Below are 24,365 nucleotides of genomic sequence, written 5' to 3'. Positions count from 1 at the left end.
TCATGGCTACCGCACCCCGCGCCGCAAGCGTTGCCGCCAACAAGCCCCGCGTCCTTCAGTTGGCCATCAAGGAAAAACCGGCGCTGTATGCCTCTTACATTTCCTTCTTCCCCGAGGGCGGCATTTTTGTGCCCACGCCGCATGAGTATCGGCTGGGGGAGGGTGTCTATCTACTGCTCACCATTGTGGACGATCCGCAGCGCTATCCGGTCGAAGGCAAAGTCGCCTGGATCAATCCGGCCAATGCCGCCAACCACCGCCCGCAGGGCATCGGCGTGCGTTTTCCCGCCGACGACAAGGCGCGGCACCTGAAGGTGAAAATCGAAGAAGCGCTGGGCGCCGCCGAGGCCAGCGGCAAGCCGACCAACACAATTTGATGCCGCCCGAAATTCCGCTTGAAATGACCGCCGCACTGACCGATTCCCACTGCCACCTAGCCTATCCGGGCCTGGAAGAACGCCTCGACGACGTGCTGGCGCACATGCACGACAAAGGCGTGACGCGGGCGCTCAACATCTGCACCACGCTCGAAGAATTCGACGCGGTGCACGCCATAGCGCTGCGTTACCCCGGGGTGTGGGCCTCGGTGGGGGTGCATCCCGACAACGAAGGCGTGCGCGAGCCCACGGTTGAAGACCTCACACGCCTGGCCCAATTGCCGCGCGTGGTCGGCATCGGTGAAACCGGGCTCGACTATTTCCGTCTGGGCGAGCGCACCGTGGCTGAGATGGAATGGCAGCGCGAGCGCTTTCGGGTGCATATTCGCGCTGCCTTGCAGCTCGACAAACCGCTGATCATTCACACCCGCGCCAGCGCCGAAGACACCCTCGCCATTCTGGCCGAGGAAGGGCAGGGACGTGCGCGGGGCGTGATGCATTGCTTCACCGAAAACTGGGATGTCGCGCAGCGCGCCCTCGATCTGGGCTTCTACATATCCATCGCGGGCATCGTTACTTTCAAGAACGCCCAGGCGCTGCGCGATGTGGCGGTGCAAATTCCTGCCGACCGCTTACTGATCGAAACCGACAGCCCCTATCTAGCCCCCATGCCGCACCGCGGCAAGACCAATGAACCGGCCTACGTGAGTTACGTCGCCGACTATCTGGCCGAATTGCGCGGCGTGGATCGGGAGGCGCTGGCAGAACAGACCAGCGACAATTTCACTCGGCTATTTCTACAATAAATCATAGTTTTAAGAATAATAACTAAGGTGTTTTATGAATAGAGTTCGGCGCCAATTTCTCCAATCTACCGCCGTGGCCGCGCTGCTCGCGGGCTCGGGTGGTTGGGCTTACGCCGGGGCTTACACCGACTTTTTCCGCGCCGTCAATATCGACGACGTGGGCGCCGTGCGCAGTCTGCTGGCGCAGGGTTTCGACCCGAACGCGGTGGACAGCAAAGGTAATTCGGCGCTGTATCTGGCGCTGCGCTACAACTCACTCAAGGTCGCCAAGGTATTGATCGATGATCCGCATATTCATCTCAATTACCTGAACCCGTCCGACGAAAATGCGCTGATGATCGCCTGCCTCCAGGGCGATCTTGGCATCGTCAAGCTTATGGTCGAAAAAGGCGCGGAAATCAACAAACCGGGTTGGACGCCGTTGTCCTATGCCGCCACCCGGGGTCGCACCGAAGTCGTCAAGTATCTGCTCGAACATTCCGCCTACATAGACGCCGCCGCGCCCAACGGCTCCACGCCGCTGATGATGGCGGCGTATTTTGGCTATGACAGCACGGTGAAGCTGCTGCTGGAAGAAGGCGCAGATCCGAAGCTCAAAAATGCCATGGGCTACACCGCGCTGACCTTGGCAACCCAAATGAACCACAAGGACATCGCCAACATGATCGCCAAGGCGCTGGGCAAGGATAGACCGCAGGGCTCCTGGTAAGAGCGCCATTCCAGCCTCGTGGCTGGGCATCAATTGGAGAACATATGTGCATTATGTTAAGTAAACGACACGACCTCATATCGAGAGATTGACGGCGGCCCCTCTCGAAGCCGCCGCCGGTAGAAAACTGTTTCAGTCCGCGTTGCGCACGCAGTCCACGAAATAGCGCTTGTTTCCGCTGGCGTCGGTTTCGGTCACCAGTCCATGCACGTCGGTGGCAAATCCCGGGAAGCGCAGATTGAAGTCGCGGGCGAACTTCAGGTAGCGCATGATGGGCGCGTTGAAGCGCTCGCCCGGAATGAGCAGCGGAATGCCCGGCGGGTACGGCGTGACCAGCGCTGCGGTGATGCGGCCTTCGAGCTGGTCGATCTCCACCCGCTCGATGTCACGGTGCGCCATCTTGGCGTAGGCGTCAGTCGGCGTCATGGCCGGCTGCAAATCGGAGAGATACATCTCGGTGGTCAGACGGGCAACGTCCTGCTCACGATAGGCTTCGTGGATCTGCTGACACAGATCGCGCAGACCGATGCGCTCGTAGCGCGGATTCTGCGCCACGAATTCGGGCAGAATGCGCCATAGCGGCTGATTGCGGTCGTAGTCGTCCTTGAACTGCTGCAGCGCCGTGACTAGGGTGTTCCATCGGCCCTTGGTGATGCCGATGGTGAACATGATGAAAAAGCTGTAGAGCCCGGTCTTTTCGACAATCACCCCATGCTCGGCCAGAAAGCGGGTGACGATGGCGGCCGGGATGCCAGTGGCGTCGAAATCGCCGTTGATGTTCAGCCCCGGCGTGACGATGGTGGACTTGATCGGGTCGAGCATATTGAAGCCATCGGCCACGGCGCCGAAGCCGTGCCAGTCGTCGGTGGCGTGCAGCAGCCAGTCGTCGCGCTCGCCGGTGCCCTCCTCCGCCAAGCCGTTCGGCCCCCACACCTTGAACCACCAGTCCTGTCCGTAATCGGCGTCGACCTTGCGCATGGCGCGGCGGAAGTTCATGGCCTCCAGAATGCTTTCTTCAACCAGCGCAGTGCCGCCCGGAGGCTCCATCATGGCGGCGGCTACATCGCACGAGGCGATGATGGCGTACTGCGGCGAGGTGGAGCTGTGCATCAGATACGCCTCGTTGAAGCGATGGAAATCGAGCTGCTGGTTTTGCGCGTTCTGCACCAAAATCTGCGAGGCTTGGCTCAGACCCGCAAGCAGCTTGTGGGTGGACTGGGTGGCGAACACCATGGTCTCTTTGGTGCGCTCGCGATCGGGGCCGATGGCATGCATGCCGCGATAGAAGTCGTGAAAACAGGCGTGCGGCAGCCAGGCTTCGTCGAAATGCAGGGTGTCGATGTGGCCATCGAGCATCTGCTTGATGGCATCGACGTTGTAGAGCACGCCGTCGTAGGTGGACTGGGTGATGGTGAGCACCCGCGGCTTGATTTTGCCGACGAGATGCCGCGTGAGCGGATTCTCGGCAATCTTGCGGGCGATGTTGTCCGGGTGGAACTCGGCCAGCGGAATCGGCCCGATGATGCCGTAATGATTGCGCGTCGGCGTGAGGAACACCGGCAGCGCACCAGTCATGATGATGGCGTGCAGGATGGATTTGTGGCAATTGCGGTCCACCACCACCACATCGCCCGGCGCTACCGTGCTGTGCCAAACCATCTTGTTCGAGGTGGAGGTGCCGTTGGTGACGAAAAACAGGTGATCGGCGTGGAAAATGCGCGCCGCGTTGCGCTCGCTCGCCGCCACCGGGCCGGTGTGGTCGAGCAACTGGCCAAGCTCATCCACCGAGTTGCACACGTCCGCGCGCAGCAGGTTTTCGCCAAAGAACTGGTGGAACATCTGCCCCACCGGGCTCTTCAGGAAGGCGACGCCGCCGGAATGTCCGGGGCAATGCCAGGAGTAGGAACCATCGGCGGCGTAGCCGACCAGGGCGCGAAAGAATGGCGGCGCCAGCGAATCCATGTACGAGCGTGCCTCGCGGATGATGTGCCGCGCCACGAACTCCGGCGTGTCCTCGAACATGTGGATGAAGCCGTGCAGTTCGCGCAGGATGTCGTTCGGAATATGCCCCGAGGTGCGCGTTTCGCCGTAGAGGTAGATGGGAATCTCGGCGTTGCGAAAGCGAATCTCCTCGATGAAGGCGCGCAGGTTGTGCAAAGCCTTCGGTTCCACGCCCTCCTCCGCGGTGGCGAATTCCTCATCGTCGATAGAGAGAATGAACGCGCTCACCCGGCTTTGCTGCTGCGCGAAGCTGGAGAGATCGCCGTAGCTGGTCACGCCCAGCACCTCCATGCCCTCCTTCTCGATGGCCTGCGCCAGCGCACGAATGCCGAGGCCGGACGAGTTTTCCGAGCGGAAGTCTTCATCGATGATGACAATGGGAAAACGAAAGTGCATGACGGCTCCGACGCGGAAGGGATAAAGTGCGAGAGTGTAGGAAATCTGTGTGAAGCGCCCTGCTTCGCGCCATCAATATTGGGAGCACCCGAGATGGACAACCCGACCGCCTGGTGGATTCTGGCCGGTTTCTTTGTCGCGATGGAACTGGTCAGCGGCACCTTCTATTTGCTCATGCTGGCCGTGGGCGCCGTGGCCGGCGCTCTGGCGGCGCATGCCGGGCTGCCCATGCCCTGGCATTGGGTGGCGTTCACCGTGGTGGGCGGCGGCGCGGTGATCGCGTTGTATCTGACTCGGCGTATTTTCGGTAAACGCACCGCCGCCGATGTGCGGCACGACAACCTCGATCTTGGCGCCACGGTCGATGTGTCCGCCTGGTCGGCAGATGGCGTGGCGCGGGTGCATTACCGGGGTTCGGACTGGTCTGCGCGGCTGCTGCGGCGTGGCCCGCTGCAAACCGGCCCGCACCGCATCGCCGGGCAAGACGGCAATGTGCTGCTGATCGAACCGCTGCCCGCCGCACAAGCCGCGCCATCGCTCGACACGAATGCACAACATAATCCGGGCTGACGCGCGTAGCCCGCTTTGATCAACCCAAGGGAGTCTTTCATGGAAATCGCAATCATCCTGGCTGTCATCGCCGTGTTGTTCGTCAGCCGCGGCATCAAGATCGTGCCGCAGCAAAACGCCTGGATTCTGGAGCGTCTCGGCCGCTACCACGCCACCCTGCAACCGGGACTGAACATCATCATTCCCTTCATCGACAGCGTGGCCTACAAACACTCGCTGAAAGAAATTCCGCTCGACGTGCCCAGCCAGATCTGCATCACCAAAGACAACACCCAGCTCACCGTGGACGGCGTGCTGTATTTCCAGGTGACCGACGCCATGCGTGCCAGCTACGGCTCGTCGAACTACATCGTCGCCATCACCCAACTGGCTCAGACCACGCTGCGCTCGGTGGTCGGCAAGCTCGAACTCGACAAGACTTTCGAAGAACGCGAATTCATCAATCACAGCGTGGTGAATTCTCTCGACGATGCCGCCGCCACCTGGGGCGTGAAGGTGTTGCGCTACGAAATCAAGGATCTCACACCGCCCAACGAAATCCTGCACGCCATGCAGCGCCAGATCACCGCCGAGCGTGAAAAGCGCGCCGTGATCGCCACCTCGGAAGGTGCGCGTCAGCAGGCCATCAACGTCGCCGAAGGCGAGCGCCAGGCCTTCATCGCGCGATCTGAGGGGCAGAAGCAGGCGGCCATCAACAATGCGCAAGGCGAAGCCGCCGCCATCGAGGCCGTGGCCGACGCCACCGCGCACGCGCTGGAAGTCGTGGCTAATGCCATTCAAAAACCCGGCGGCGCCGAAGCCGTGCAGCTCAAGGTTGCCCAGCAAGGTCTGGACACTTATGCAAATCTCGCCAAATCGAGCACCACCCTCATCGTGCCTGGAGACATGAGCCAGGCCGCCGGCCTCATTGCCTCGGCCATGACCGTGCTGAAGAAAACGCAGTGAGTGCGCCCATCTCTTCCAGCTCAGCGCGCCAGGCCGCATTGGCCGCACTGATCGAGCCCGACCCGGCGCACAAGGTTAAGCTGGCGCTGGCCCTGCGCGACGATCTGCACCAAGGGCGCGTGAGCATCGACCCGACCACCTGTGTGCAGACACCGCCAAACGCCGCCCTCCCCGGCCGCCCGGAAAAGCCTGAACTGATCCCCGCGCAACAGATGCCCCGCCGCAACCCGCGCGACCCCAAGGGTCACGCCGCCCTGCTGCACTCCATTGCGCACATCGAGTTCAACGCCATCAACCTCGCGCTCGATGTTGTTTGGCGCTTTCAGGACTTGCCCGAAGATTTTTACCGCGACTGGATTCGCGTGGCCGCCGAAGAAGCCGAGCACTTCACTCTGCTGCGCAATCACCTGCGCAGCATCGGCGCTGAATACGGCGACTTTCCCGCCCACAACGGCCTGTGGGACATGGCCGAAAAAACCGCTGGCGATGTTCTGGCCCGCATGGCGCTGGTGCCGCGCACCCTCGAAGCCCGGGGGCTGGACGTGAACCCCAGCATTCGCGCCAAGCTGGCCGCCGCTGGCGATGCGCGCGGCGCGGAAATTCTCGACCACATTCTGGCCGACGAAATCGGCCACGTCGCCATTGGCAACCGCTGGTATCACTGGGCCTGTGCCCAGACAGGCCGCAACCCCCTCACCGCACACGACGAACTGGCCGCCGCTTTCGACGCCCCGCGGATCAAACCTCCGTTCAATCGCGACGCACGGCTGCAGGCGGGGTTCAGCGCTGAAGAGCTAGCCCAGCTTGAGCGCGCGATCTAGCGCCTGCTCGCTTCGCCTGCTGACGGGCGCAAAAACGCTCCGTGCACGGCCCTGGCCAATTGGGTACGCGACGTCAAATCCCCCTCACAACGGATGAGGGCACTCACAGCGCCATATTCTTGAGTCTCGTATGGGTTCGGAGAAGAGTTTTGGCAACCATCACCGCGCACTACCGTCGTTTTTTTGCGTCCAGCATTGCATGCCTTGGTACGGTCTTGATTTCAACCTCCGCGCTTGCGCAAACGCCCAATAAGTCTGAAGCCGATCCGGCCTTGCTCAATGTCCTGAATCAGCCTTTGCAATCTTGCAGCCAGGCTCCACAGACGGGATATTTGCGCAACGGCTACTGCGCCGTGACAGCACAGGACGCTGGAGTGCATGGCGTGTGCGCTTTGATGGACGCGCAGTTCCTTGCTTACACAAAATCGCAAGGCAATGATCTGTCCACACCCAACCCAAAACTGCGCTTCCCTGGCTTGAAACCCGGCGACCACTGGTGCGTCTGTGCTGGGCGCTGGCAGCAAGCACTTGACGCCGGTGTGGCGCCCAAGGTTGTTCTTGCTGCGACGAGCAAGGACGTGCTGGACTCCTTATTTCTGGACGATCTGGCCAAGCATGCGGTAGACCCGCCCGCCCATTTGCCGCCCCCACAGCTTCCGTAGGGCATGGCACTCAGAAACTGGAGCCCGGCAGCTTCAAAAATTCAATTTCCTCGTCCGTCGATTCCCGACCGAGGATGGCGTTGCGGTGCGGGTAGCGGCCAAAGCGGTCGATGATGGCTTTGTGGCGCAGCTCGAAGTCGAGGTTGTTCGCCAGCCCGTTGGCGCGGAACAGGGTTTCCGCCACGACATGAATCGCGGCCGATTCGCTGTGCATATAGGGCATGTACGCAAAAGTGCGCTGTTGCTGCGTCAGCGCCTGATCGGCGCCGCAGGCCACCGCCTCCTGCGCGAGGGTGAGCGCCTGCGCATCGGCGGCGAAGGCGCGCGGATCGCCCCGGAACAGATTGCGCGAAAACTGGTCGAGCACGATGATTTCCGCCAGCCGACCCTGCGGCGTAGATCTCCACGTAAACAACTCACAGCGCACCGCCTGGCTATGAAGTGCACCGAAACGCGTGCGCAGCAGCGCGTCGAAAGCCGGGTCGGCCTTGAACCACTGCTCGGGCTCGATTTCGCGGAACCAGAAATCGAGGACGGCATCGGGCGCGAAGTTCATTCGGCTTTTCTTGCCGAGAGCCAGCCGTGCGGCCGACGCAACCAGTCTTCGAGCACCCGGGCGTGGTTGATTTGCGGGTCGTGCGCAGCGAACAGCAGCGTGACGCGCCCTGCCCGCAGCGCTTCGCCCAGGGTTTTTAGGGCCGCAGAGTCATCCGCCAAGGCATCGAGTTCGGCCGTGTAGCGCTTTGAAAACTCGGCAAAACGCTCCGGCTCATGGCCGAACCAGACGCGCAGCGCCGGGCTGGGGGCGAGGTCTTTCAACCAATGGTCGATGTGGGCGCCGTCTTTGCGCAGACCGCGCGGCCAGAGGCGGTCGATGAGGATGCGCGTGCCGTCGTCAGAACTCGGCGGGTCGTAGGCCCGCCGGATCTGCAGATCGAGTCGTGGCGCGGACATGACGAAACGGCGGGCGAAACGGCGGGCAGTACGGCGTTTACCGCCCGGTGCGGTACATATAACGGTTGATCTGCGCCATCTCCGAGGAGGTGCGGCGGTAGAGGTGATCGAGGCTGATGATGGCCACTTCGAGCAGCAGCACGGCGAGCAGCGGGCGCTCAAGACGCAGACGGTTGTACATGGCGCGGCTGATGCGCAGCAGGCGGGTGTCTTCGCCTGCGCGCAGGCGGATTTCGCGCGGCTTGCGGTCGAAAAAGCTCATCTCGCCGAGCATTTCTCCGGGCATGATCTTGCCGATTTCCATTTCGCTTTCGGGCAACTGCGCCATCAGGCAGCCCTGCCCTTCGAGTACGAAAAACAGGCTCTCGCCGACCTGGCCGATATCGGCGATGACTTCGCCTTTTTTCGGCGCCATGAGATCGCAGTAGTCGAGAAAGTCATGAATTTCTCGGCGAGTGAGGATGGTGGTGTCCACGAGCTGACCCAGAAAATGGGCCAGGGCTTCGCGGTCTTCCGGGGTGAAAGTCAGGCGTTCCATGGTGATTGATTGCTGAGTAGGTTGGAGGGAAATCGCTTCAAAGCGTTGCACAAAGGCATGCTATCGGCAGCACTGTCGAATTCATAGCCCGAAATAGCTGCGAATACCCGACAGCAGCATATTCACGGCAATGGCCGTCAGGATGAGGCCCATGAGTTTTTCGGCGGCGTTCATCACCGAGTCGCCCAGCCACTTGAGCAGGGTTTCGCTCATCAACAGCAACCCGCCGGTGACGGCCACCGCCGAGCTGAGCGCGCCCACCCAGGTCCAGATTTCGCCGGGCTGGCGCGAGGCCAGCAGCAAGACTGTGGCGAGAGCGGACGGTCCGGCCAGCAGCGGCACGGCCAGGGGAAAGATCAAGGGTTCGCGTCCGCCCTCGCCGCCGAAAATTTCAGACGTGGTGGAGAAAATCATCTTGATCGCCACCAGCAGCAGAATGACCCCGCCGGCCACTTCGATGGAAGGCTGGCTGAGGTTCATCAGTTTCAGAAAGCCGTGTCCGCCGAACATGAAAGCCAGCAGCACGGCGTAGGCGATGCCGATTTCGCGCAGCGCCACGGGTAGGCGACGCTGAATCGGCAGCTTGCGCATGACCGCGATGAAAAACGGCAGATTGCCAAAGGGGTCGAGGATCAGTAGCAGCAGTACGAAGGCGGACCAGAAATTGTCTTGGGCCATAACGGGGAAAAGCGCGATCAGGCGCGGGGGTGGTGGCGGGCGTGCAGCGTCTTGAGCCGTTCGCGCGCGATGTGGGTGTAGATCTGCGTGGTGGAAATATCGGCATGACCGAGCAGCAATTGCACCACACGCAGGTCGGCGCCGTGGTTGAGCAGATGGGTGGCGAAAGCGTGGCGCAGGGTGTGGGGCGACAGCGGCACGTCGATGCCGGCCTTGCGCGCATAGGCCTTGATGCGCATCCAGAACATCTGCCGTGTCATGCCGGTGGCTTCGCGGGCGCTTTGCCCGCTGCGCGCGGTGACGAACACAAAGGGGCTGTCGCGCCCCTGCAGCAACTCATGGCGCGCAGTGCGCAGGTACTTCTGTAGCCAGTCTTGCGCGGCGCTGCCGAACGGCACCAGTCGCTCTTTGCCGCCTTTGCCCGCAATCTGCACCACGCCCTGATCGAGCGACACGCGCACCACTGGCAGCGCCACCAGTTCACTCACCCGCAGGCCACTGGCGTAGAGCAGTTCGAGCATGGCGCGGTCGCGCAGGCCCAGCGGCGTGTCCACCTCGGGTGCGGCGAGCAGCACTTCCACCTGCGCTTCGCTCAGGGTCTTGGGGCGGCGCGGCGGCTGGCGGGCGGTGTCGAGTTGCAGCGTGGGGTCGTCGGTGCGCAAGTGCTCACGCAAGGCCCAGCGGTAAAAGCGGCGCAACACCACCAGTCGCCGGTTGGACGAGGTGGCTTTGCTCTGCACAAAGCGGGCCGCGATATACGCCTGCACATCGCGCAGCGTCGCCTCGATCAAGGGCGGGCGCTGCGAAAAAGTCAGCCAGCGCGCCATCAGCGTGAGGTCGCGGCGGTAAGCGGCGAGGGTGTTGGGCGAGAGGCCGTCTTCCAGCCAGAGGGCGTCGCAGAAACGGTCGATCGTGGTGGCGCAGGCTTCGGGCGCGGGCGGCCATTCGAGGTAAAGCGGGGCTTCAGGCATGGGGACGAGCCGATCGCAAGCTGGCTTCATGCTGCAGCAGCCAGCGTTTGATGCCCAGCAGATACCCGTCTTGTGCGGTGGAATGGGCAAATCCGCCCAACCCGCCTTGCGCGACCATGCGGTGACATGGCACTACGGGGGCGAAGGGATTGGCGGCGCAAGCCTGCCCCACGGCCCGGGGGGCGCTGTGTAACTCCAGCGCGGCATCGCCATAAGTGCGCGTCTGACCTGGCGGAATTTGCTGCAACAGCGCCCAGACCCGGCGCTGAAACTCCGTGCCCGCCGCCGCCAGCGGGAGATCGAAGCGATACGCCGCATTGTCGGCGTAGGCGAGGAGCTGCGCGGCCACGGCGCGGCACAGCGGCGTGACCGGCGCGATCACAGGTGCGTCCGGCGGGAGATACTCCAGGCGCAGCACGGCATCGTCGGTGCAGAACAGGCCCATGCGACCGAAAGGCAGCGCGATGACCGCATCTGGATGGGCCGGATTTTGTGTGAGCGGCATGGCTTGAACATCAGGCAAAAAGCAGACGCACAGGATACCCCGATACCCACCGGGGCCGCGGCTTTCTCCGAGAATGCAGGCATGACTTCCGCTGCTCTGGATTTTCCCGCCTCTGCTCCGCCCGCGAGCCGTTCTTGGCCGCCGCTAGCGCAGCAGTTTGCCGCCCTGGGCGACGCATTCAGCGTGCCCGTCGCGGTTAGTCCCCTGCCCGACCCCGTGCTGGTGGCCGCCAGCGCCGACGCCGCGGCGCTGGTCGGCCTGACTGCGCCCACCACCCCGCAAGACGAGCAGGACTGGGCGCTGGCCTTGGGCGGCCATGTCGCGGCGATCAGCGGCGGCAGTCGCGCCACGGTGTACGCCGGGCATCAGTTCGGCAACTGGGCAGGGCAACTTGGCGACGGCCGCGCGCTGCTGCTGGGCGACTGGCCAGATGCCAGCGGCGGGCGGCACAGCGGCGGCTATGCCCGCTGGGAAGTGCAATTCAAGGGCAGCGGCCGCACGCCGTTTTCGCGCATGGGCGACGGCTGGGCGGTGCTGCGTTCTTCCATCCGCGAATTTTTGTGCTCGGAAGCCATGGCGGCGCTGGGCATCCCGACCACGCGGGCGCTGTGCCTGGTGGGGTCGAGCCGCCCGGTGCGGCGCGAGCGTATCGAAACCGCGGCGATGGTCACCCGGCTGAGTCCGAGTTTCGTGCGCTTCGGGCATTTCGAGCACTTCAGCTACAGCGGCCAGACCGAGCAGTTGCGCGCGCTGACCGACTGGGTGATCGCTCAATACCGCCCCGACTGCGCCAATGCCCCGCAGCCTGCGCTGGCGCTATTGCAATGGGTGGTGGCCCGCACCGCGCGGCTCATCGCCCGGTGGCAGGCGGTCGGCTTTATTCACGGGGTGATGAATACCGACAATATGTCCATCCTGGGCTGGACCATCGATTACGGCCCTTTCGCCTTTCTCGACGCCTACGACCCGCTGCACACCCCCAACACCACCGACCGCGGCGGGCGCTACGCCTACGGCCGTCAGCCCGCCGTGGCGCATTGGAATCTGCTGGCGTTGGCCCAGGCGCTGCTGCCGTTGATCGACAAGCCCGAATCGGCGCTGGCCGCGGTCGATCAATTTCGCCCGCAGTATGTGCAAGCCATGCAGCAACAACTCGCCGCCAAGCTCGGGCTGACCGAGCCGCATCCGGACGACGGCGATCTGTTTCAGGATCTGCTTGACACGATGGCGGCCAACCGCAGCGACTGGACTCTGAGCTTTCGCCATCTCGCGCAACTTGCCGCCGACGCACACGCGCCCATCCCCCCCGCCCTCGCAGCGCAATTCGCGTGCGAGCCGCAACGCTTTGGCGACTGGGTGGCCCGCTACCGCGAGCGCCTGCGGGCGGAAGGCCGCGACGACGCAGCGCGCGCCGTGGCGATGAATGCCGTCAATCCGCTCGTGGTGCTGCGCCACCATCTGGCGCAAGCCGCCATCGCCCAGGCCGAGGTCGGCGACTTCAGCGAAGTGCGCCGCCTGCTGCACGCGCTCACGCGGCCTTTCGACGCGCACACCGCGCCGCCGCATTACGCTGAACCCCCGCCGGAACACGCGCCGCCCGCCTGCCTGTCCTGCTCCTCTTGAAAGGAAAGCATCATGTCCAAGCCCACCCCCGAAGACACGAATGACGCCCTCTGGCGCAGCAAACTGAGCGAGGAGCAATACCGCGTGACGCGTTGCAGCGCCACCGAGCCGCCGTTCACCGGCCTGTATTGGGACCATCACGGCGACGGCGTCTATCGCTGCGTGTGCTGCGGCACGCCGCTGTTCGACTCGCGCACCAAGTTCGAATCGGGCAGCGGCTGGCCCAGCTTCTGGCAGCCCACCGCGCAAGCCGTCATCCGCGAAGTACGCGACATCAGTCACGGCATGGTGCGCACCGAAGTGCAGTGCGGGCAATGCGGTGCGCATCTCGGCCACGTCTTCCCAGACGGCCCCAACCCCACCGGCCTGCGCTACTGCATCAACTCGGCCGCGCTCGATTTTTCAGAGCGTCAGGCGGGAGGCGAAGGGGAAGAAGAAGGCGCTGCCGAGCGAAGCTGATCGCGCCACAACCAGGCCGCCCCGCGCACCCCGGAAGAATCGCCATGCTGCGCGGGCAGCAGCCGGGTGCGCACCGCATCAGAAAACACCCAGGCGCCCCAGCGGCGCGGCACTTCGTCGTACAGCTCGGCCACATTGCTCATGCCCCCGCCCAGCACGATGACGTCCGGGTCGAGCAGATTGATGACCTGCGCTAGCGCCCGAGCCAGCCGGTCGGCATAGCGGATGAAACTCGCCCGCGCAGCGCGATCACCCGCGTGCATGGCTGCGATCAGCTCCTTGGCGCTGCGTTGCTGGCCCCTCGTTTGCCCAATCCGCGCGAAATGATCGGCGGCGAACCCCGGCCCGCTCAGCCAGGTTTCGATGCAGCCCTGCAAACCACACCAACAGCGCGGCCCCGGCAGTTCGCGCCAGGCAGATGGCAGGCGCGGCCAGGGCAGCGGGTTGTGGCCCCACTCCCCCGCCACCGCATTGCAGCCCAGCCAATCCGCGCCGTCGATGGCGATACCCGCGCCCACGCCAGTGCCCAGAATCACCGCAAACACCACGCGGGCGCCCTGCCCCGCGCCGTCCACCGCCTCGCTGATCGCCAGACAGTTGGCATCGTTGTGCAAGCGCACCGGTCGATCCAGCCGCCGTTGCAGGTCTTGCAGCAGCGGGCGACCATTGAGCACGGTGGAATTGGCGTTGCGGATCAGCCCGGAAACCGGCGACACCGAGCCGGGGATCGCCGCGCCCAGCGGCAGCCTGCAGCCGAGTTGCCCATCGGCCGCCGCCACCAGCGCGGCGATGGCCTCGATGGTCGCGTCATAGTCGCCCTGCGGCGTATCGCACCGCTCGCGCAGCAAAAACCGCCCTTCTCCATCGAGCGCAGCCACCTCGATCTTGGTGCCACCCAAGTCGAGGCCGAGATAGGCCGTCGGCTTAGACCGGTCCACGTTGCTGGGTGGGTTGGGCATCACGTTTACAAAGCTGCGATGAATTCGTCAGGCGATACCTCGGCCTGACGCAAAATGCCTGCCAATGTGCCCGCTTTGACTTCATCATGCAGTGGAACCACACAGCCTTTGGTGCCGCGACGCATGATGACATGGCTTCCGGATTGGCGAATCTTCTGGAACCCTAGACGCTCCAAGGCTCGTACTACCGCAGCCCCCGAAACGTGAGGCAACTTAGGCATGTGCAGGAACGCTGAATGTAGTAATCAGCGGGTGTCCTGACGTGGCGACAGGAAACTCGGACAGATAGAGCGTCGTCGCCTCTTGGAGGTTGGCGATGGCTTTCTCGATGGTTTCACCTTGCGTCGTTGTGCCTGTTTCTGGATTCAAAGCAACGTAACCGCCTTCTTCGGCGGGGGTTAGTACGGCGGTTAGTTCCATGACTTGTCTCCAGGGGAGAAAATAAAGTTGCTATTGAATGCGTAGCTTAATCCGGGTGGCGGCACCAAACATTCGATTTTGGTACCGCTGAGGGCGAGGCCGAGTGCAAAGCTCTCATCAACTTGGGATTTCACCTGTTTCAATAAATTGATTAAAGCCTTCCCGGTCAATCACAGGTATTTTCATTTCGTGGGCCTTGTTCAATTTCGCGGGGCCAGGCTTTTCTCCGACAACTAGAAAAGTTAAATTATTTACTACTGATGATTTTACTTCGACCCCATTCTGGCGCGCAACATTTTCCAAATTTTCCTTTTCAACCGAAGAAAATCCGGTAAAACATACAGACAGCGTTAAGCGTTTGTTTCTCTTATTATTGCCTGACGCAGCATAGACTAGAGCCCAACCCTCAGACTCTGAGATTGTTTTAATTTGCTCTTCAGTTAAGCCGAATTTAGAATATAAAATTCGCTCCAACTTTTCAGAAATTTTCGTTCGCGCTGTTGTTTTTTTTGAGTTGAGATCCATCTCAGCTAATCGAATAAAATCAATGGAACTAGCACAAATTATGCTTTCTGACATAAAATTCTTCAAACGAATCTCTGTTGAATTATTCACGTCAGACTTAATAAAATTATCTATTGTTAAATATTTTTCTGATATTTCAATAATAGAAGTCTTGCCGATTCCAGTGAGAGTTCGCTCACTTTTCCCCTTACTAAAATCAATTTCCTTTAAATTCAAAAGAAATCTTTTAAAAAGATCGTCCGGTATGTTTTTTTTGCTTTTTTCTATTGTCAAATCATTACGCAAAGATGAAATGACTTCAAGATTTTTTTTGTCTGCAAAAAAATCTTCAATACCTGCCGCGATAGATAAGCCAATTCCATCAATGAGCATGTGAGTACAGCGAGATGCCTTCAGGAATGGATCCAGATCGCCGTAAAAAATAGCGATGTCACGCGCTGTCACCTCGCCCACGCCATCGATACCCAAAGCATATATGAAGCGGTGCAACGGCACTTTCCGCGATCTTTCAATTGATTCAACCAAATTAGAGGCCATAAGCTCCTGGATTGAGGAGTTACCGCCAAGATGCAATCCGATAAGATTTTGTTTTTTTAGTTTGTACACGTCAGCGAGATTCTTAATCAATCCCTGATCAACTAAGACATCGACGATTTCCTCACCAAATCCTTCAATATCGAGAGCTAGCCGACTGCAGAAATGCTGTACCGCCCTTTTTAATTGTGCTGGGCATGCCAATCCAGCCACACAACGCCAATCAGCCTCCCCCGGTCGACGCTCGATTGACCCTCCACAAACCGGACAGCGGCCATCCAGCACCTTGTAAAGATCGAACGGTGCGCCCACATCCGTCGGACGCCGGTCGAGTTGGACGCTGACGACTTCGGGAATCACGTCGCCCGCGCGGCGCACGATCACGGTGTCGCCCACGCGCACGTCTTTGCGGCGCACTTCATCTTCGTTGTGCAGGGTGGCGTTGGTCACGGTCACGCCGCCGACGAACACCGGCTCGAGCTTGGCGACCGGGGTGAGCTTGCCGGTGCGCCCGACCTGAATGTCGATGCCGATGACCTTGGTGCTGCGTTCCTGCGCGGGGTATTTGTGCGCCACGGCCCACACCGGCTCGCGGTTGCGAAAGCCTAGTTCGCGCTGCAGAGCGAGACTATCGACCTTGTAGACCACGCCGTCGATGTCGAATGGCAGGCTGTCGCGCGCGGCGGCGATGCGGGCGTGGAAGTCGATGAGGGTTTGCGCGCCGGGGCCATGCACCCGCTGCGGGGCGACGGGCAGGCCGAAGGTCTCGAAGGCATCGAGCATGGCGTGGTGCGTTTCGGGCTGCTGCGCCCAGCCGACAATCTCGCCCCAGCCGTAGGCGTAGAAGGCCAGCGGGCGTTGTGCGGCGATGGCCGGGTCGAGCTGGCGAATGCTGCCCGCCGCGCCGTTGCGCGGGTTGACCAGGGTGGGCAGGCCTTTGTCGCGCTGGCGGGCGTTGTAGCGCTCGAAGTCGGCGCGTTTCATCAGGGCTTCGCCGCGCACTTCGAGAACCGCCGGTGGGTTGCCGCGCAATTGCAGCGGCACGCTGCGTATGGTGCGCACGTTCTGCGTGACGTCTTCGCCGGTTTCGCCGTCGCCGCGGGTGGCCGCCTGCACCAGCTGGCCGTGCTCGTAGCGCAGGCTGATGGCCAGGCCGTCGAACTTCAGTTCGGCGCAGTAGTTCACGGGCGGATCGTCGGCGTTCAGGCCGAGGCGGTTGCGCACCCGCTGGTCGAAAGCCGCCGCGCCTTCGGGCGTGGTGTCGGTTTCGGTCTGGATGGACAGCATGGGCACGGCGTGCCGCACCGGGGCGAACTCGGGCAGGGGCGCGCCACCCACGCGCTGGGTCGGCGAGTCGGGGGTGCGCAGCTCGGGATGATCGGCCTCGATTTGCTGTAACTCCCGAAACAGCGCGTCGTAGTCCGCATCGGGCGCCAGTGGGGCGTCGAGCACGTAGTAGGCGTGATCGAGGCGGGCGATTTCGGCGCGCAATTGCGCCGCGCGCTCGGCGGGCTGCGCGAAAAGATCGGGCTGGGTCATCAGGAAAGCATACGGGCCGTCAAAGCCTGCGCGTTAAGAAAACAGCCGCTGCGCGGCGGCGGAGCCTGCGGGCAGGCCGCGTTGTTCCAGCACTTCGTACAGCAGATCGAGCTGTTTTTCGATGTGGTCGAGCGCGGCGTCGGGCAAGGGGGCGTTGTTGTCGTCCACCACGGCGGCGTCGAGTGCGGTCGCCAGTTCGCGGGCGGCCTGGCGCATGCGGCCAAAGGGCTTTTGCGCGGCCGGAGCCTGCGGCACTTCCAGCAGCAAGGTGGCATGGCTGACGGCGGCAGCGCTGTCTGAAAGATCGGCGCGGGCGTCGAATTGCAGATGCACCAGCGGCGTGGGCGCCTGCTCCACGTCTTGATAGAGCAGCACCATGCGCCCGGCCTCGGCGCCGGGAACGAAACCGGCGGCCTGGGCGCGCTGACGCAGGAAGTCGATGCCCCAGGGCACGCTGCGGGCGCGCAGGGTGATGGAGAGCTGCGCGTCGTTGTCGTTGGCGAAGGCGTCGAGCGACCGGGCCTGCTCGAGGGCCTCGGCCATATCGGGCAGATCGGGCGCCACACTCAGCGCCTCGCCGAGTTCGTGGCACTTGGCGATGAATTCGGAAAACTCGATGGCATTGATCGGCCCGGCCCGGTTGCTCAGTTGCACCGCAGCCTGCAGTTCGGCGTAGGGGTGCTGCGGCTGCAGCGGCTCCCATTGCCCGGTTTCGGCGTTGCGGCCCTCGAACAACATGCGCTTGGCCCCGGCGCGCGCGGTTTTGGGCAGGCGCGGCAGCAGCACCTCGCCCGAACGCACGGGTTCGAGCAGGTAGCTGGCGATGGCGTCGATCAGCGGGTCGATCTGCAAGGGCATCAGCCGCGGCCTAGGGGCGACTTCGGGGCTGAGCGCAACGGGTTCGAGCGTGTGGCCGTGGGCGTCGGAGGTCAGAGTGTCGAGCCCGGCTGGCTCGATCGCGGTCTGCACATCGTCTTCGACGGCGGCGCGCTGGCGCTTGAATTTGCCGGACTGCCAGGTGTTGTAGGCAATGACGGCGGCGATGATGATGGCGCCGATGACGATCAAGGCGATTTGCAACTGTCCCATCCAGGAATCCTCGGGAGTGTGTGAGTGTGTGCGCGGCTTAGTGTGTGGATCAAGCAGCCTGGGCAAAGCGTAGCGCCGCGTCCATTTCCACGGCAACGGTGCGTGAGACGCCCTGCTCCTGCATGGTCACGCCGATGAGCTGATCGGCCATTTCCATGGCGATTTTGTTGTGCGAGATGAACAGGAACTGCGTGCTGGCCGACATATCTTTGACCAGCCGGGCGTAGCGCTCGGTATTGGCGTCGTCTAGCGGCGCGTCCACTTCGTCGAGTAGACAGAACGGCGCCGGGTTGAGCTGAAAGATGGCAAACACCAGCGCAATGGCCACCAGCGCTTTTTCGCCGCCGGAGAGCAGGTGAATCGAGCTGTTCTTCTTGCCCGGCGGCTGCGCCATGACCTGCACCCCGGCGTCGAGAATTTCCTCGCCGGTGATGATGAGCCGCGCATTACCGCCGCCGAACAGCAGCGGGAACATGCGTCCGAAGTGGTCGTTGATCTGCTCGAAAGTCGTGGCCAGCATGTCGCGGGTTTCGGCGTCGATCTTGCGGATGGCGTCTTCGAGAGTGGTGATGGCGGTCTGCAGGTCTTCGAGCTGGGCGTCGAGAAACTGTTTGCGTTCGCGCGCCTGACCCAGCTCGTCGAGCGCGGCCAGATTCACCGCCCCCAGCGCGGCGATGTCGCGCTGCAGCCGTTCATGCTCGCGCGCCAGCGCCGGGGCCTGGACATCGGTCGGCAAACTGGCGCGCACCGCTTCGATATCGGCCTGCGCCTCGGCGAGCTGCTGCGCGAACTGCTCGGCCTGCAGCCGGAACTCCTGCTCCTTGAGCTGCAATTCGGTGATGCGCTGGCGCAGCGGATCGAGGTCGCGGTCGAGCGTCAGCCGAGCCTCCTCCTGCTTTCGCAGTTGCTGGGCGATGTCGTCGGCTTCGCTGCGGCGGGCGCCCAGCACGGCTTGCGCGCTTTGCTGCTCGGCCAGCGCCGATTGCAGACCGGTTTGGGCGCCTTGTTCACTCAGCCGCGCGAGTTCGGCCTGCGCCGCTTCGCGCGCGCTGGCCTGTCGCGCGATCTGTTCGACCGCCATCTGCGCCTCGCGTTGCAGATCGGCCCGCTTTTGTTGCAGGCTGCGCACCGCATAGCCGCTCTCGGCCGCTTGCGATTCGAGCTGGCGCTGCTGCGTCCGCGCATCGGCGAGCGCCTGCTGCGCGGCCATCACCTCGGTTTCGAGATCGGCCTGCAGCTGCTGCTGGTCGGCCAGACGCGCGTCTAGCTCCTCGAATCGCGCTTCGCTCTCGGCCTGCTGCGCCAGCAATTCACTGAGCTGGGCGTCGATGTCGCCAAGATCGGTGGCGATCTGCTGATTGCGCGCGGCGCTTTGCTCGGCCTGCTGGGTGAGTTTGAGCAGTTCCACCTGCACGGTGTGCAGTTGCTGGGTGTCTTGTTGCTGGCGGCGTTGCAGCGCGGCGAGCTGCTCCTGCGCCTGCCCCAGATCGTGTTCGGCCTGATGAAGCTGGGCGCGGCTTTGCTCGGCGATGAGTTGCTCGGCCTTGATCTGGCGCTCCAGATTGTCGATTTCCTGCTGGCGCGCGAGCACGCCGGACTGCTCGGAATCCGGGGCGTAAAAACTCACGCTCTGGCGCGACACCGCATGGCCTTCGCGCGTGAGCAGCACGGTCTGCGCGGGTAGCAGGGCGCGCAGCGCCAGCGCCTGCTGCAGTGACGGTGCGATGAAGACGGCGGTCAGCCAGTCGTCGAGCAGGCAGGACAAGGCGGCATCACCGCTGCGCACGCCTTCGCGCAAGGGCCGACAGCCTGCGGGCGGGGTGGAAATCGCCCGCGCTTCGGTGGCCGGGGGCTGCACCGCTGCTGAATAGAACGCCAGCTTGGCCGGCGGCGCATCGGCGGCAAACCCTGCGGCCATGTCGAGCTGGCGTAGTTCCAGCGCGGAGAGGCGCTCGCGCAACACGGCTTCGAGCGCGGTTTCCAGACCGTTTTCCACCTGCAGGCGCGACCAGAGTTGCGACAGGCCGTCGAGCCCGTGCTTGGCCAGCCAGGGCCGCAGCTTGCCTTCGGTGAGCACCCGTTCCTGCAGCGCTTTGAGCGCAGCCAGGCGCGCGCTGGTCGCGGCAAGCTGCGCGGCGGCGGCCTGCTGCGACTGCTGCGCCTGCTGCCGCGCCTGTTGCAGCTCGGGCAAGGTGTCTTCGAGTTGTTCGCGCTGCGCGCGGGTGGTGTCGAGCGCGTCGGTGAGGGTTTCTTGCTGCCGCTGCAGATCGGCCAGACGCAGACTGTCGGGCGCGACCACGGCGCGTTGCTCGGCGCGCAGCCGCTCGGCGCGCTGCTGCAACTGCTGGATTTGCTGCCCCAGGCCGCGCTGCCGTGCCGCCTCGGCCTGCAGCGCCTGCTGGGCAGCGGCGGCCTGCGCGCGTTCGTCGGCGGCGCGCAGCTGCGCATCGCTCAGGGCGGCTTCCAGCGCGGGCAGGCGTTCGCTTTGCTCCTGCACGCGGGCCTGCGCCACCTCGGCCTGCACCTCGGCATCGGCCAGGCGCTCGGCAGTGTCGGCGGCCTGCGCCACGGCGGTGTCGTGTCGTTGTTGCCAGTCCTGCGTTTGCGCGTCGATGGCCTGCAGCGCGGCCTGAGCGCGTTGACGGCCCTCAACGACGAAGCGGATTTCCGCCTCGAGCTGGCTGACGCGCGACTGGGCGGCGTAGAAAGCGGCCTGCGCCCGGTTGAGCGTATCGCTGCTGGCGAACTGTGCCTGACGCAAGGTTTCGATTTCGGCCTCGATTGCGCGCTGCTCGGCGATGCGGGCTTCGAGCGCATTCATCGCCTCACCGCCAGCCAGGGTGATTTGCTGGCGTTTGGCCTGCGCTTCTTCTTGACGCAGCAGCCAGAGCTGCTGCTGCACCAGAGTCGCACTGGCCTGCAGGCCCTGGTAACGGGTGGCGACTTCGGCCTGTTGTTCGAGCCGCCCGAGATTGCTGCCGAGTTCGCGCAGGATGTCCTGCACGCGGGTGAGGTTCTCGCGGGTGTCCTGCAGGCGGTTCTCGGTTTCGCGGCGGCGCTCCTTGTATTTGGACACGCCGGCGGCCTCTTCGAGCATCATGCGCAGGTCTTCGGGGCGCGACTCCAGGATGCGGGTGATGGTGCCCTGGCCGATGATGGCGTAGGAGCGCGGCCCCAGGCCGGTGCCGAGAAAAATATCCTGCACGTCGCGGCGACGCACCGCCTGGTTATTGATGAAATAGCTCGACGTGCCGTCGCGGGTGAGCACGCGTTTGATGGCGATTTCGGTGAACTGTCCCCACTGCCCGGCGATGCGGTGATCGCTGTTGTCGAACACCATTTCCACGCTGCAGCGGCTGGCCTGCTTGCGCTGCCCGCTGCCGTTGAAAATGACGTCCTGCATGGACTCGCCGCGCAACTCGCTGGCCTTGCTCTCGCCCAGCACCCAACGCACCGCATCGATCACGTTCGATTTGCCGCAGCCGTTGGGCCCGACGATTCCGCTGATGCGGCCGGGAAAGGGCAGCGTCACAGGTTCGGCAAACGACTTGAATCCGGCCAGACGGAGTGAGGTCAAACGCATCGATATGTTCTAACTCTATGATTTACAAAAGAAATTGTGAATCTCACAACGGAGGGAAATCATACCATCGCCCCTCTACCCGCTGGCATGGCCGCCAGAGGGCGAAAACTCGCCGCGTCTATCATCGCGCCGCATGAAACCCGCCCAGATCCAGACCCTGTTCGAGCGCTTCGCCGCCGCCAACCCCGAGCCGCGCACCGAGCTGGAATACCGCACGCCCTTCGAGCTGCTGGTCGCGGTGGCGCTTTCGGCTCAGGCCACCGATGTCAGCGTGAACAAGGCCACCCGGCCGCTGTTCGCCGTGGCCAACACCCCGCAGGCGCTGCTCGACCTCGGCGAAGACCGGCTGCGTGAGGCGATCCGCACCATCGGGCTGTACAAAACCAAGGCGAAAAACATCATCGCCACCTGCCGCATCCTGATCGACCAATACGGCGGCGAAGTGCCGCGTAGCCGCGAGGCGCTGGAATCGCTGCCGGGCGTGGGCCGCAAAACCGCCAATGTGGTGCTCAACGTGGCCTTCGGGCAAGACACCATCGCGGTGGACACGCACATTTTCCGCGTGGCCAATCGCCTCGGGCTGGCCAAGGGCAAAACCCCGCTGGCGGTGGAGACCCAGCTGGAGAAGGTAATTCCGCTGCAGTTCCGCCTGCATGCCCACCACTGGCTGATTCTGCACGGCCGCTACGTCTGCAAGGCGCGCAAGCCGGAATGCTGGCGCTGCGGGGTGGCCGATCTGTGCGCCTTCAAACCCAAAACCCCCGCACCGACATGACCCTTTCTCGATGGCTTGGGGCGCTTCTCGCCTTTGCCCTGCTGCCCAGCGCCGCCTGGGCAGCCCCGGTGCGGGTGACCGACGACACCGGCCAGGTGGTTTCCCTGCCCGCACCGGCACGGCGCATCATCGCGCTATCGCCGCAATTGCTCGAGCTCAGCGCAGCGGCCGGGGCCAGCAAATTCGTCGTCGGCCAGATTCAGGGCGCGGGCAATGTGTTCTGGGCACGCAAACTGCCGGTCGTGGGCGATGCGTTCGCCCTCAATCTGGAAGCCATCGTCCGCCTCAAGCCCGATCTGATTCTGGCCTGGCAATCGGGCACGCCCCCGCGCGAAGTGGCAAGGCTCAAGGCGCTGGGCATTGCGGTGTACTGGAGCCAGGCCAACACCTTCGAGTCGCTGGCGTCCACAGTCAGCCGCATCGGCGAACTGGCAGGCACCGAGCGGCAAGCCGGGCGCTGGGTGCGCGATTTCAACACGCGTCTGGCGGCCATCCGGCAGCGTTACGCCGCCCAAAAACCGGCTGTACGGGTGTTTTACGAGGTGTGGAACCAGCCGCTGATCACCGTGGGCCACAAACAGCTCATCAGCCAGGCCATTACCCTGTGCGGCGGGCAGAACGTGTTTGGCTCGTTGGCGGTTCTGGCGCCCACCATCAGTGCCGAAGCCGTGCTGCAGGCCGACCCGCAACTCATCGTGACCTCCAGCCCCCAAGGCGCGCAGTGGCTCAAGTCGTGGAAGCAGTTTCCGCGATTGAGCGCGGTACGGCACGACCAGTTGGTCGCCCTCTCCCTCAACACCCTGCCGCGCATGGGCGTGGATGTGCTCGACGGGGTGCAGCAGCTTTGCACCGCCATCGCAACGACCCGCCGGGCGTTGCACGAGTGAGCCCAGTTTCCTGCGAAAACTGTGCAGAAGTTGTCACGGAACAACGACGGCTCTTGCCTATGATCCGGCCAGAACGGCCTCTGATCCGTATTCCCTGAGGCTCTTGTTTGCCCCCGCTTGACGGGATTGTCAGCAAGACGGCGACGCCTGCATCATGCCGGTCGATGATCTCGAAAACGATTTTTCTGATGCGCAACCTGCTTCATCCGGCCGCGTGAAAACCTTGTCCACCCCATTGTCACAACAAGTGCGAAGCGCCCTGCGCCTGGGCTCCGCCGCCCGCGCGCACGACCCGGCCGCGCCGCTGTCGCGACCGCAACAGCGCGACGTACACGTCTGGGAACTCGATCTGCGCCACCCGCCGGCATGCGCCCTCGATCTGCTCGACGCCGCCGAACAGGAGCGGGCCCGGCGCTTCGTCTTTGCCGTAGACCAGACCCGTTTCATCGCCGCGCATGGCTGGACCCGGCAGATTCTCGGGCGCTACCTGAGACGCGCGCCGCAAGACCTGCAGTTTGCCCTCGGCCCTTACGGCAAACCGGCGCTGACCGGGCATTCCGGCGATGCGACGCTGTGCTTCAACCTGAGCCACAGCTTGGACAAGGCGCTGCTGGCCGTGAGCAACGGCGTGCCGCTGGGGGTGGACATCGAAGCCATCCGCCCCGATCTGCCCGACGCCGCATTGGCCTCCGGCGTGTTGACCGCAGACGAATTTGCAGAACTCGTGCAACTGCCGCCGAGGCAACAGACCGGGGTGTTTTTCGCCTGCTGGGCCCGCAAGGAGGCCTGCATAAAAGCGCTGGGCCTCGGTCTGGCCCTCGAACCCAAAACCCTGCATATCGGAATGGCCGTGGCGCGGCAGCGGGTCGTCCTCAAAGACCTGCTCAGTCCAGCGGACCCTCAAATCGCCGCCGCCGATTTCATCGACCTTTCCGCCCTTCAGAGCCCGCCCGGCCATGCCGCCGCGCTGGCCGTGCTGGGCGGTTTTGGCAAAGTGCTGTATCGACAGGCACTCGCTTCAGGGAGAACCCATTGACTC

25 protein-coding genes are annotated in these 24,365 nt (G+C 63.4%); 12 read left to right on the top strand and 13 right to left on the bottom strand.

Going from position 1 to position 24,365, the window contains the following annotated elements; all coding sequences use genetic code 11:
• Nucleotides 1-2: 2 nt before the first annotated feature.
• The 3 genes from BIO17B3_RS00520 (at nucleotide 3) to BIO17B3_RS00510 (ending at nucleotide 1,892) form a co-directional block, all read left to right on the top strand.
• Nucleotides 3-377 carry a PilZ domain-containing protein gene (locus tag BIO17B3_RS00520; protein WP_013105864.1) on the top strand — a complete coding sequence of 125 codons (375 nt, stop codon included), beginning with the start codon at nucleotides 3-5 and terminating at the stop codon, nucleotides 375-377.
• Between the two features lie 23 nt (nucleotides 378-400).
• Nucleotides 401-1,183, top strand: a complete 783-nt coding sequence (locus BIO17B3_RS00515; protein WP_172979068.1) for a TatD family hydrolase — start codon at nucleotides 401-403, stop codon at nucleotides 1,181-1,183.
• A gap of 73 nt (nucleotides 1,184-1,256) precedes the next feature.
• Nucleotides 1,257-1,892 (top strand): ankyrin repeat domain-containing protein, encoded by a 636-nt coding sequence (locus BIO17B3_RS00510; protein WP_231836477.1) that lies wholly within the window; start codon nucleotides 1,257-1,259, stop codon nucleotides 1,890-1,892.
• Nucleotides 1,893-2,024: 132 nt separating this feature from the next.
• Here BIO17B3_RS00510 and BIO17B3_RS00505 read toward each other — a convergent pair whose 3' ends face one another.
• Nucleotides 2,025-4,289, bottom strand: a complete 2,265-nt coding sequence (locus BIO17B3_RS00505; RefSeq protein WP_156052572.1) for an arginine/lysine/ornithine decarboxylase — start codon at nucleotides 4,287-4,289, stop codon at nucleotides 2,025-2,027.
• Between the two features lie 93 nt (nucleotides 4,290-4,382).
• Here BIO17B3_RS00505 and BIO17B3_RS00500 point away from each other — a divergent pair, with 93 nt between their 5' ends.
• The 4 genes from BIO17B3_RS00500 to BIO17B3_RS00485 all read left to right on the top strand — a co-directional run bounded on the left by BIO17B3_RS00500 (nucleotide 4,383) and on the right by BIO17B3_RS00485 (nucleotide 7,287).
• Entirely contained in the window at nucleotides 4,383-4,859 is a 477-nt protein-coding gene (locus BIO17B3_RS00500; RefSeq protein WP_013123128.1) for an NfeD family protein, read from the top strand.
• Between the two features lie 39 nt (nucleotides 4,860-4,898).
• Complete coding sequence (locus BIO17B3_RS00495) at nucleotides 4,899-5,804, top strand: SPFH domain-containing protein (protein ID WP_013123129.1); 906 nt, start codon at nucleotides 4,899-4,901, stop codon at nucleotides 5,802-5,804.
• Complete coding sequence (locus BIO17B3_RS00490; RefSeq protein ID WP_156052571.1) at nucleotides 5,801-6,625, top strand: ferritin-like domain-containing protein; 825 nt, start codon at nucleotides 5,801-5,803, stop codon at nucleotides 6,623-6,625. Before BIO17B3_RS00495 ends, BIO17B3_RS00490 begins: the two co-directional genes overlap by 4 nt.
• A gap of 149 nt (nucleotides 6,626-6,774) precedes the next feature.
• Nucleotides 6,775-7,287, top strand: coding sequence for a DUF2237 family protein (locus BIO17B3_RS00485; RefSeq protein WP_232054134.1), 513 nt, complete (start codon nucleotides 6,775-6,777; stop codon nucleotides 7,285-7,287).
• 10 nt (nucleotides 7,288-7,297) lie between these two features.
• Here the strand turns inward: BIO17B3_RS00485 and BIO17B3_RS00480 are convergent, their stop codons facing one another.
• The 6 genes from BIO17B3_RS00480 to BIO17B3_RS00455 form a co-directional block, all read right to left on the bottom strand.
• The gene (locus BIO17B3_RS00480) at nucleotides 7,298-7,843 is read right to left on the bottom strand and encodes a DUF924 family protein (RefSeq protein WP_156052570.1); all 546 of its coding nucleotides are present in this window, start codon (nucleotides 7,841-7,843) and stop codon (nucleotides 7,298-7,300) included.
• Nucleotides 7,840-8,241: a DUF488 domain-containing protein gene (locus BIO17B3_RS00475; protein ID WP_156052569.1), complete on the bottom strand. Its 402-nt coding sequence runs from the start codon at nucleotides 8,239-8,241 to the stop codon at nucleotides 7,840-7,842. The genes BIO17B3_RS00480 and BIO17B3_RS00475 overlap by 4 nt, the downstream gene beginning before the upstream one ends.
• A gap of 37 nt (nucleotides 8,242-8,278) precedes the next feature.
• On the bottom strand, nucleotides 8,279-8,779 hold the full coding sequence (locus tag BIO17B3_RS00470; protein ID WP_013105874.1) for a Crp/Fnr family transcriptional regulator: 501 nt from the start codon (nucleotides 8,777-8,779) through the stop codon (nucleotides 8,279-8,281).
• 81 nt (nucleotides 8,780-8,860) lie between these two features.
• Nucleotides 8,861-9,457 (bottom strand): MarC family protein, encoded by a 597-nt coding sequence (locus BIO17B3_RS00465; protein ID WP_156052568.1) that lies wholly within the window; start codon nucleotides 9,455-9,457, stop codon nucleotides 8,861-8,863.
• Between the two features lie 17 nt (nucleotides 9,458-9,474).
• The gene (xerD, locus tag BIO17B3_RS00460; protein WP_156052567.1) at nucleotides 9,475-10,428 is read right to left on the bottom strand and encodes a site-specific tyrosine recombinase XerD; all 954 of its coding nucleotides are present in this window, start codon (nucleotides 10,426-10,428) and stop codon (nucleotides 9,475-9,477) included.
• Nucleotides 10,421-10,933 (bottom strand): methylated-DNA--[protein]-cysteine S-methyltransferase, encoded by a 513-nt coding sequence (locus BIO17B3_RS00455; RefSeq protein ID WP_156052566.1) that lies wholly within the window; start codon nucleotides 10,931-10,933, stop codon nucleotides 10,421-10,423. Before BIO17B3_RS00455 ends, xerD begins: the two co-directional genes overlap by 8 nt.
• An 81-nt stretch (nucleotides 10,934-11,014) precedes the next feature.
• Here BIO17B3_RS00455 and BIO17B3_RS00450 point away from each other — a divergent pair, with 81 nt between their 5' ends.
• Nucleotides 11,015-12,556, top strand: coding sequence for a YdiU family protein (locus BIO17B3_RS00450; protein WP_156052565.1), 1,542 nt, complete (start codon nucleotides 11,015-11,017; stop codon nucleotides 12,554-12,556).
• Nucleotides 12,557-12,568: 12 nt separating this feature from the next.
• On the top strand, nucleotides 12,569-13,015 hold the full coding sequence (gene msrB, locus BIO17B3_RS00445; protein WP_156052564.1) for a peptide-methionine (R)-S-oxide reductase MsrB: 447 nt from the start codon (nucleotides 12,569-12,571) through the stop codon (nucleotides 13,013-13,015).
• On the opposite strand, the gene BIO17B3_RS00440 is transcribed toward msrB, so the two are convergent.
• The 6 genes from BIO17B3_RS00440 to smc form a co-directional block, all read right to left on the bottom strand.
• A complete protein-coding gene (locus tag BIO17B3_RS00440) occupies nucleotides 12,967-13,953 on the bottom strand; it encodes an ROK family protein (protein WP_232054133.1) in 987 nt (328 codons plus the stop codon). The genes msrB and BIO17B3_RS00440 overlap by 49 nt on opposite strands.
• Nucleotides 13,954-13,979: 26 nt before the next feature.
• Nucleotides 13,980-14,195, bottom strand: coding sequence for a type II toxin-antitoxin system HicA family toxin (locus BIO17B3_RS00435; protein WP_156052562.1), 216 nt, complete (start codon nucleotides 14,193-14,195; stop codon nucleotides 13,980-13,982).
• Entirely contained in the window at nucleotides 14,188-14,394 is a 207-nt protein-coding gene (locus BIO17B3_RS00430; RefSeq protein WP_156052561.1) for a type II toxin-antitoxin system HicB family antitoxin, read from the bottom strand. Before BIO17B3_RS00430 ends, BIO17B3_RS00435 begins: the two co-directional genes overlap by 8 nt.
• Nucleotides 14,395-14,511: 117 nt before the next feature.
• Complete coding sequence (gene ligA, locus BIO17B3_RS00425; RefSeq protein WP_156052560.1) at nucleotides 14,512-16,992, bottom strand: NAD-dependent DNA ligase LigA; 2,481 nt, start codon at nucleotides 16,990-16,992, stop codon at nucleotides 14,512-14,514.
• 33 nt (nucleotides 16,993-17,025) lie between these two features.
• Entirely contained in the window at nucleotides 17,026-18,081 is a 1,056-nt protein-coding gene (locus BIO17B3_RS00420; protein WP_156052559.1) for a cell division protein ZipA C-terminal FtsZ-binding domain-containing protein, read from the bottom strand.
• 49 nt (nucleotides 18,082-18,130) lie between these two features.
• Entirely contained in the window at nucleotides 18,131-21,664 is a 3,534-nt protein-coding gene (smc, locus tag BIO17B3_RS00415; protein ID WP_156052558.1) for a chromosome segregation protein SMC, read from the bottom strand.
• Nucleotides 21,665-21,797: 133 nt separating this feature from the next.
• Here smc and nth point away from each other — a divergent pair, with 133 nt between their 5' ends.
• From nth to BIO17B3_RS00400, 3 genes are all read left to right on the top strand, one after another.
• The gene (gene nth, locus BIO17B3_RS00410; protein WP_156052557.1) at nucleotides 21,798-22,439 is read left to right on the top strand and encodes an endonuclease III; all 642 of its coding nucleotides are present in this window, start codon (nucleotides 21,798-21,800) and stop codon (nucleotides 22,437-22,439) included.
• Nucleotides 22,436-23,326, top strand: coding sequence for a cobalamin-binding protein (locus BIO17B3_RS00405; RefSeq protein WP_156052556.1), 891 nt, complete (start codon nucleotides 22,436-22,438; stop codon nucleotides 23,324-23,326). Before nth ends, BIO17B3_RS00405 begins: the two co-directional genes overlap by 4 nt.
• A gap of 154 nt (nucleotides 23,327-23,480) precedes the next feature.
• A complete protein-coding gene (locus BIO17B3_RS00400) occupies nucleotides 23,481-24,362 on the top strand; it encodes a 4'-phosphopantetheinyl transferase superfamily protein (protein WP_156052555.1) in 882 nt (293 codons plus the stop codon).
• Nucleotides 24,363-24,365 lie beyond the last annotated feature (3 nt).

It is taken from the genome of Thiomonas sp. OC7, assembly GCF_900634595.1.
In the GTDB taxonomy this organism is placed as follows: Bacteria; Pseudomonadota; Gammaproteobacteria; order Burkholderiales; family Burkholderiaceae_C; genus Thiomonas; species Thiomonas arsenitoxydans.
This window is presented reverse-complemented; position numbering and strand designations above follow the sequence as displayed.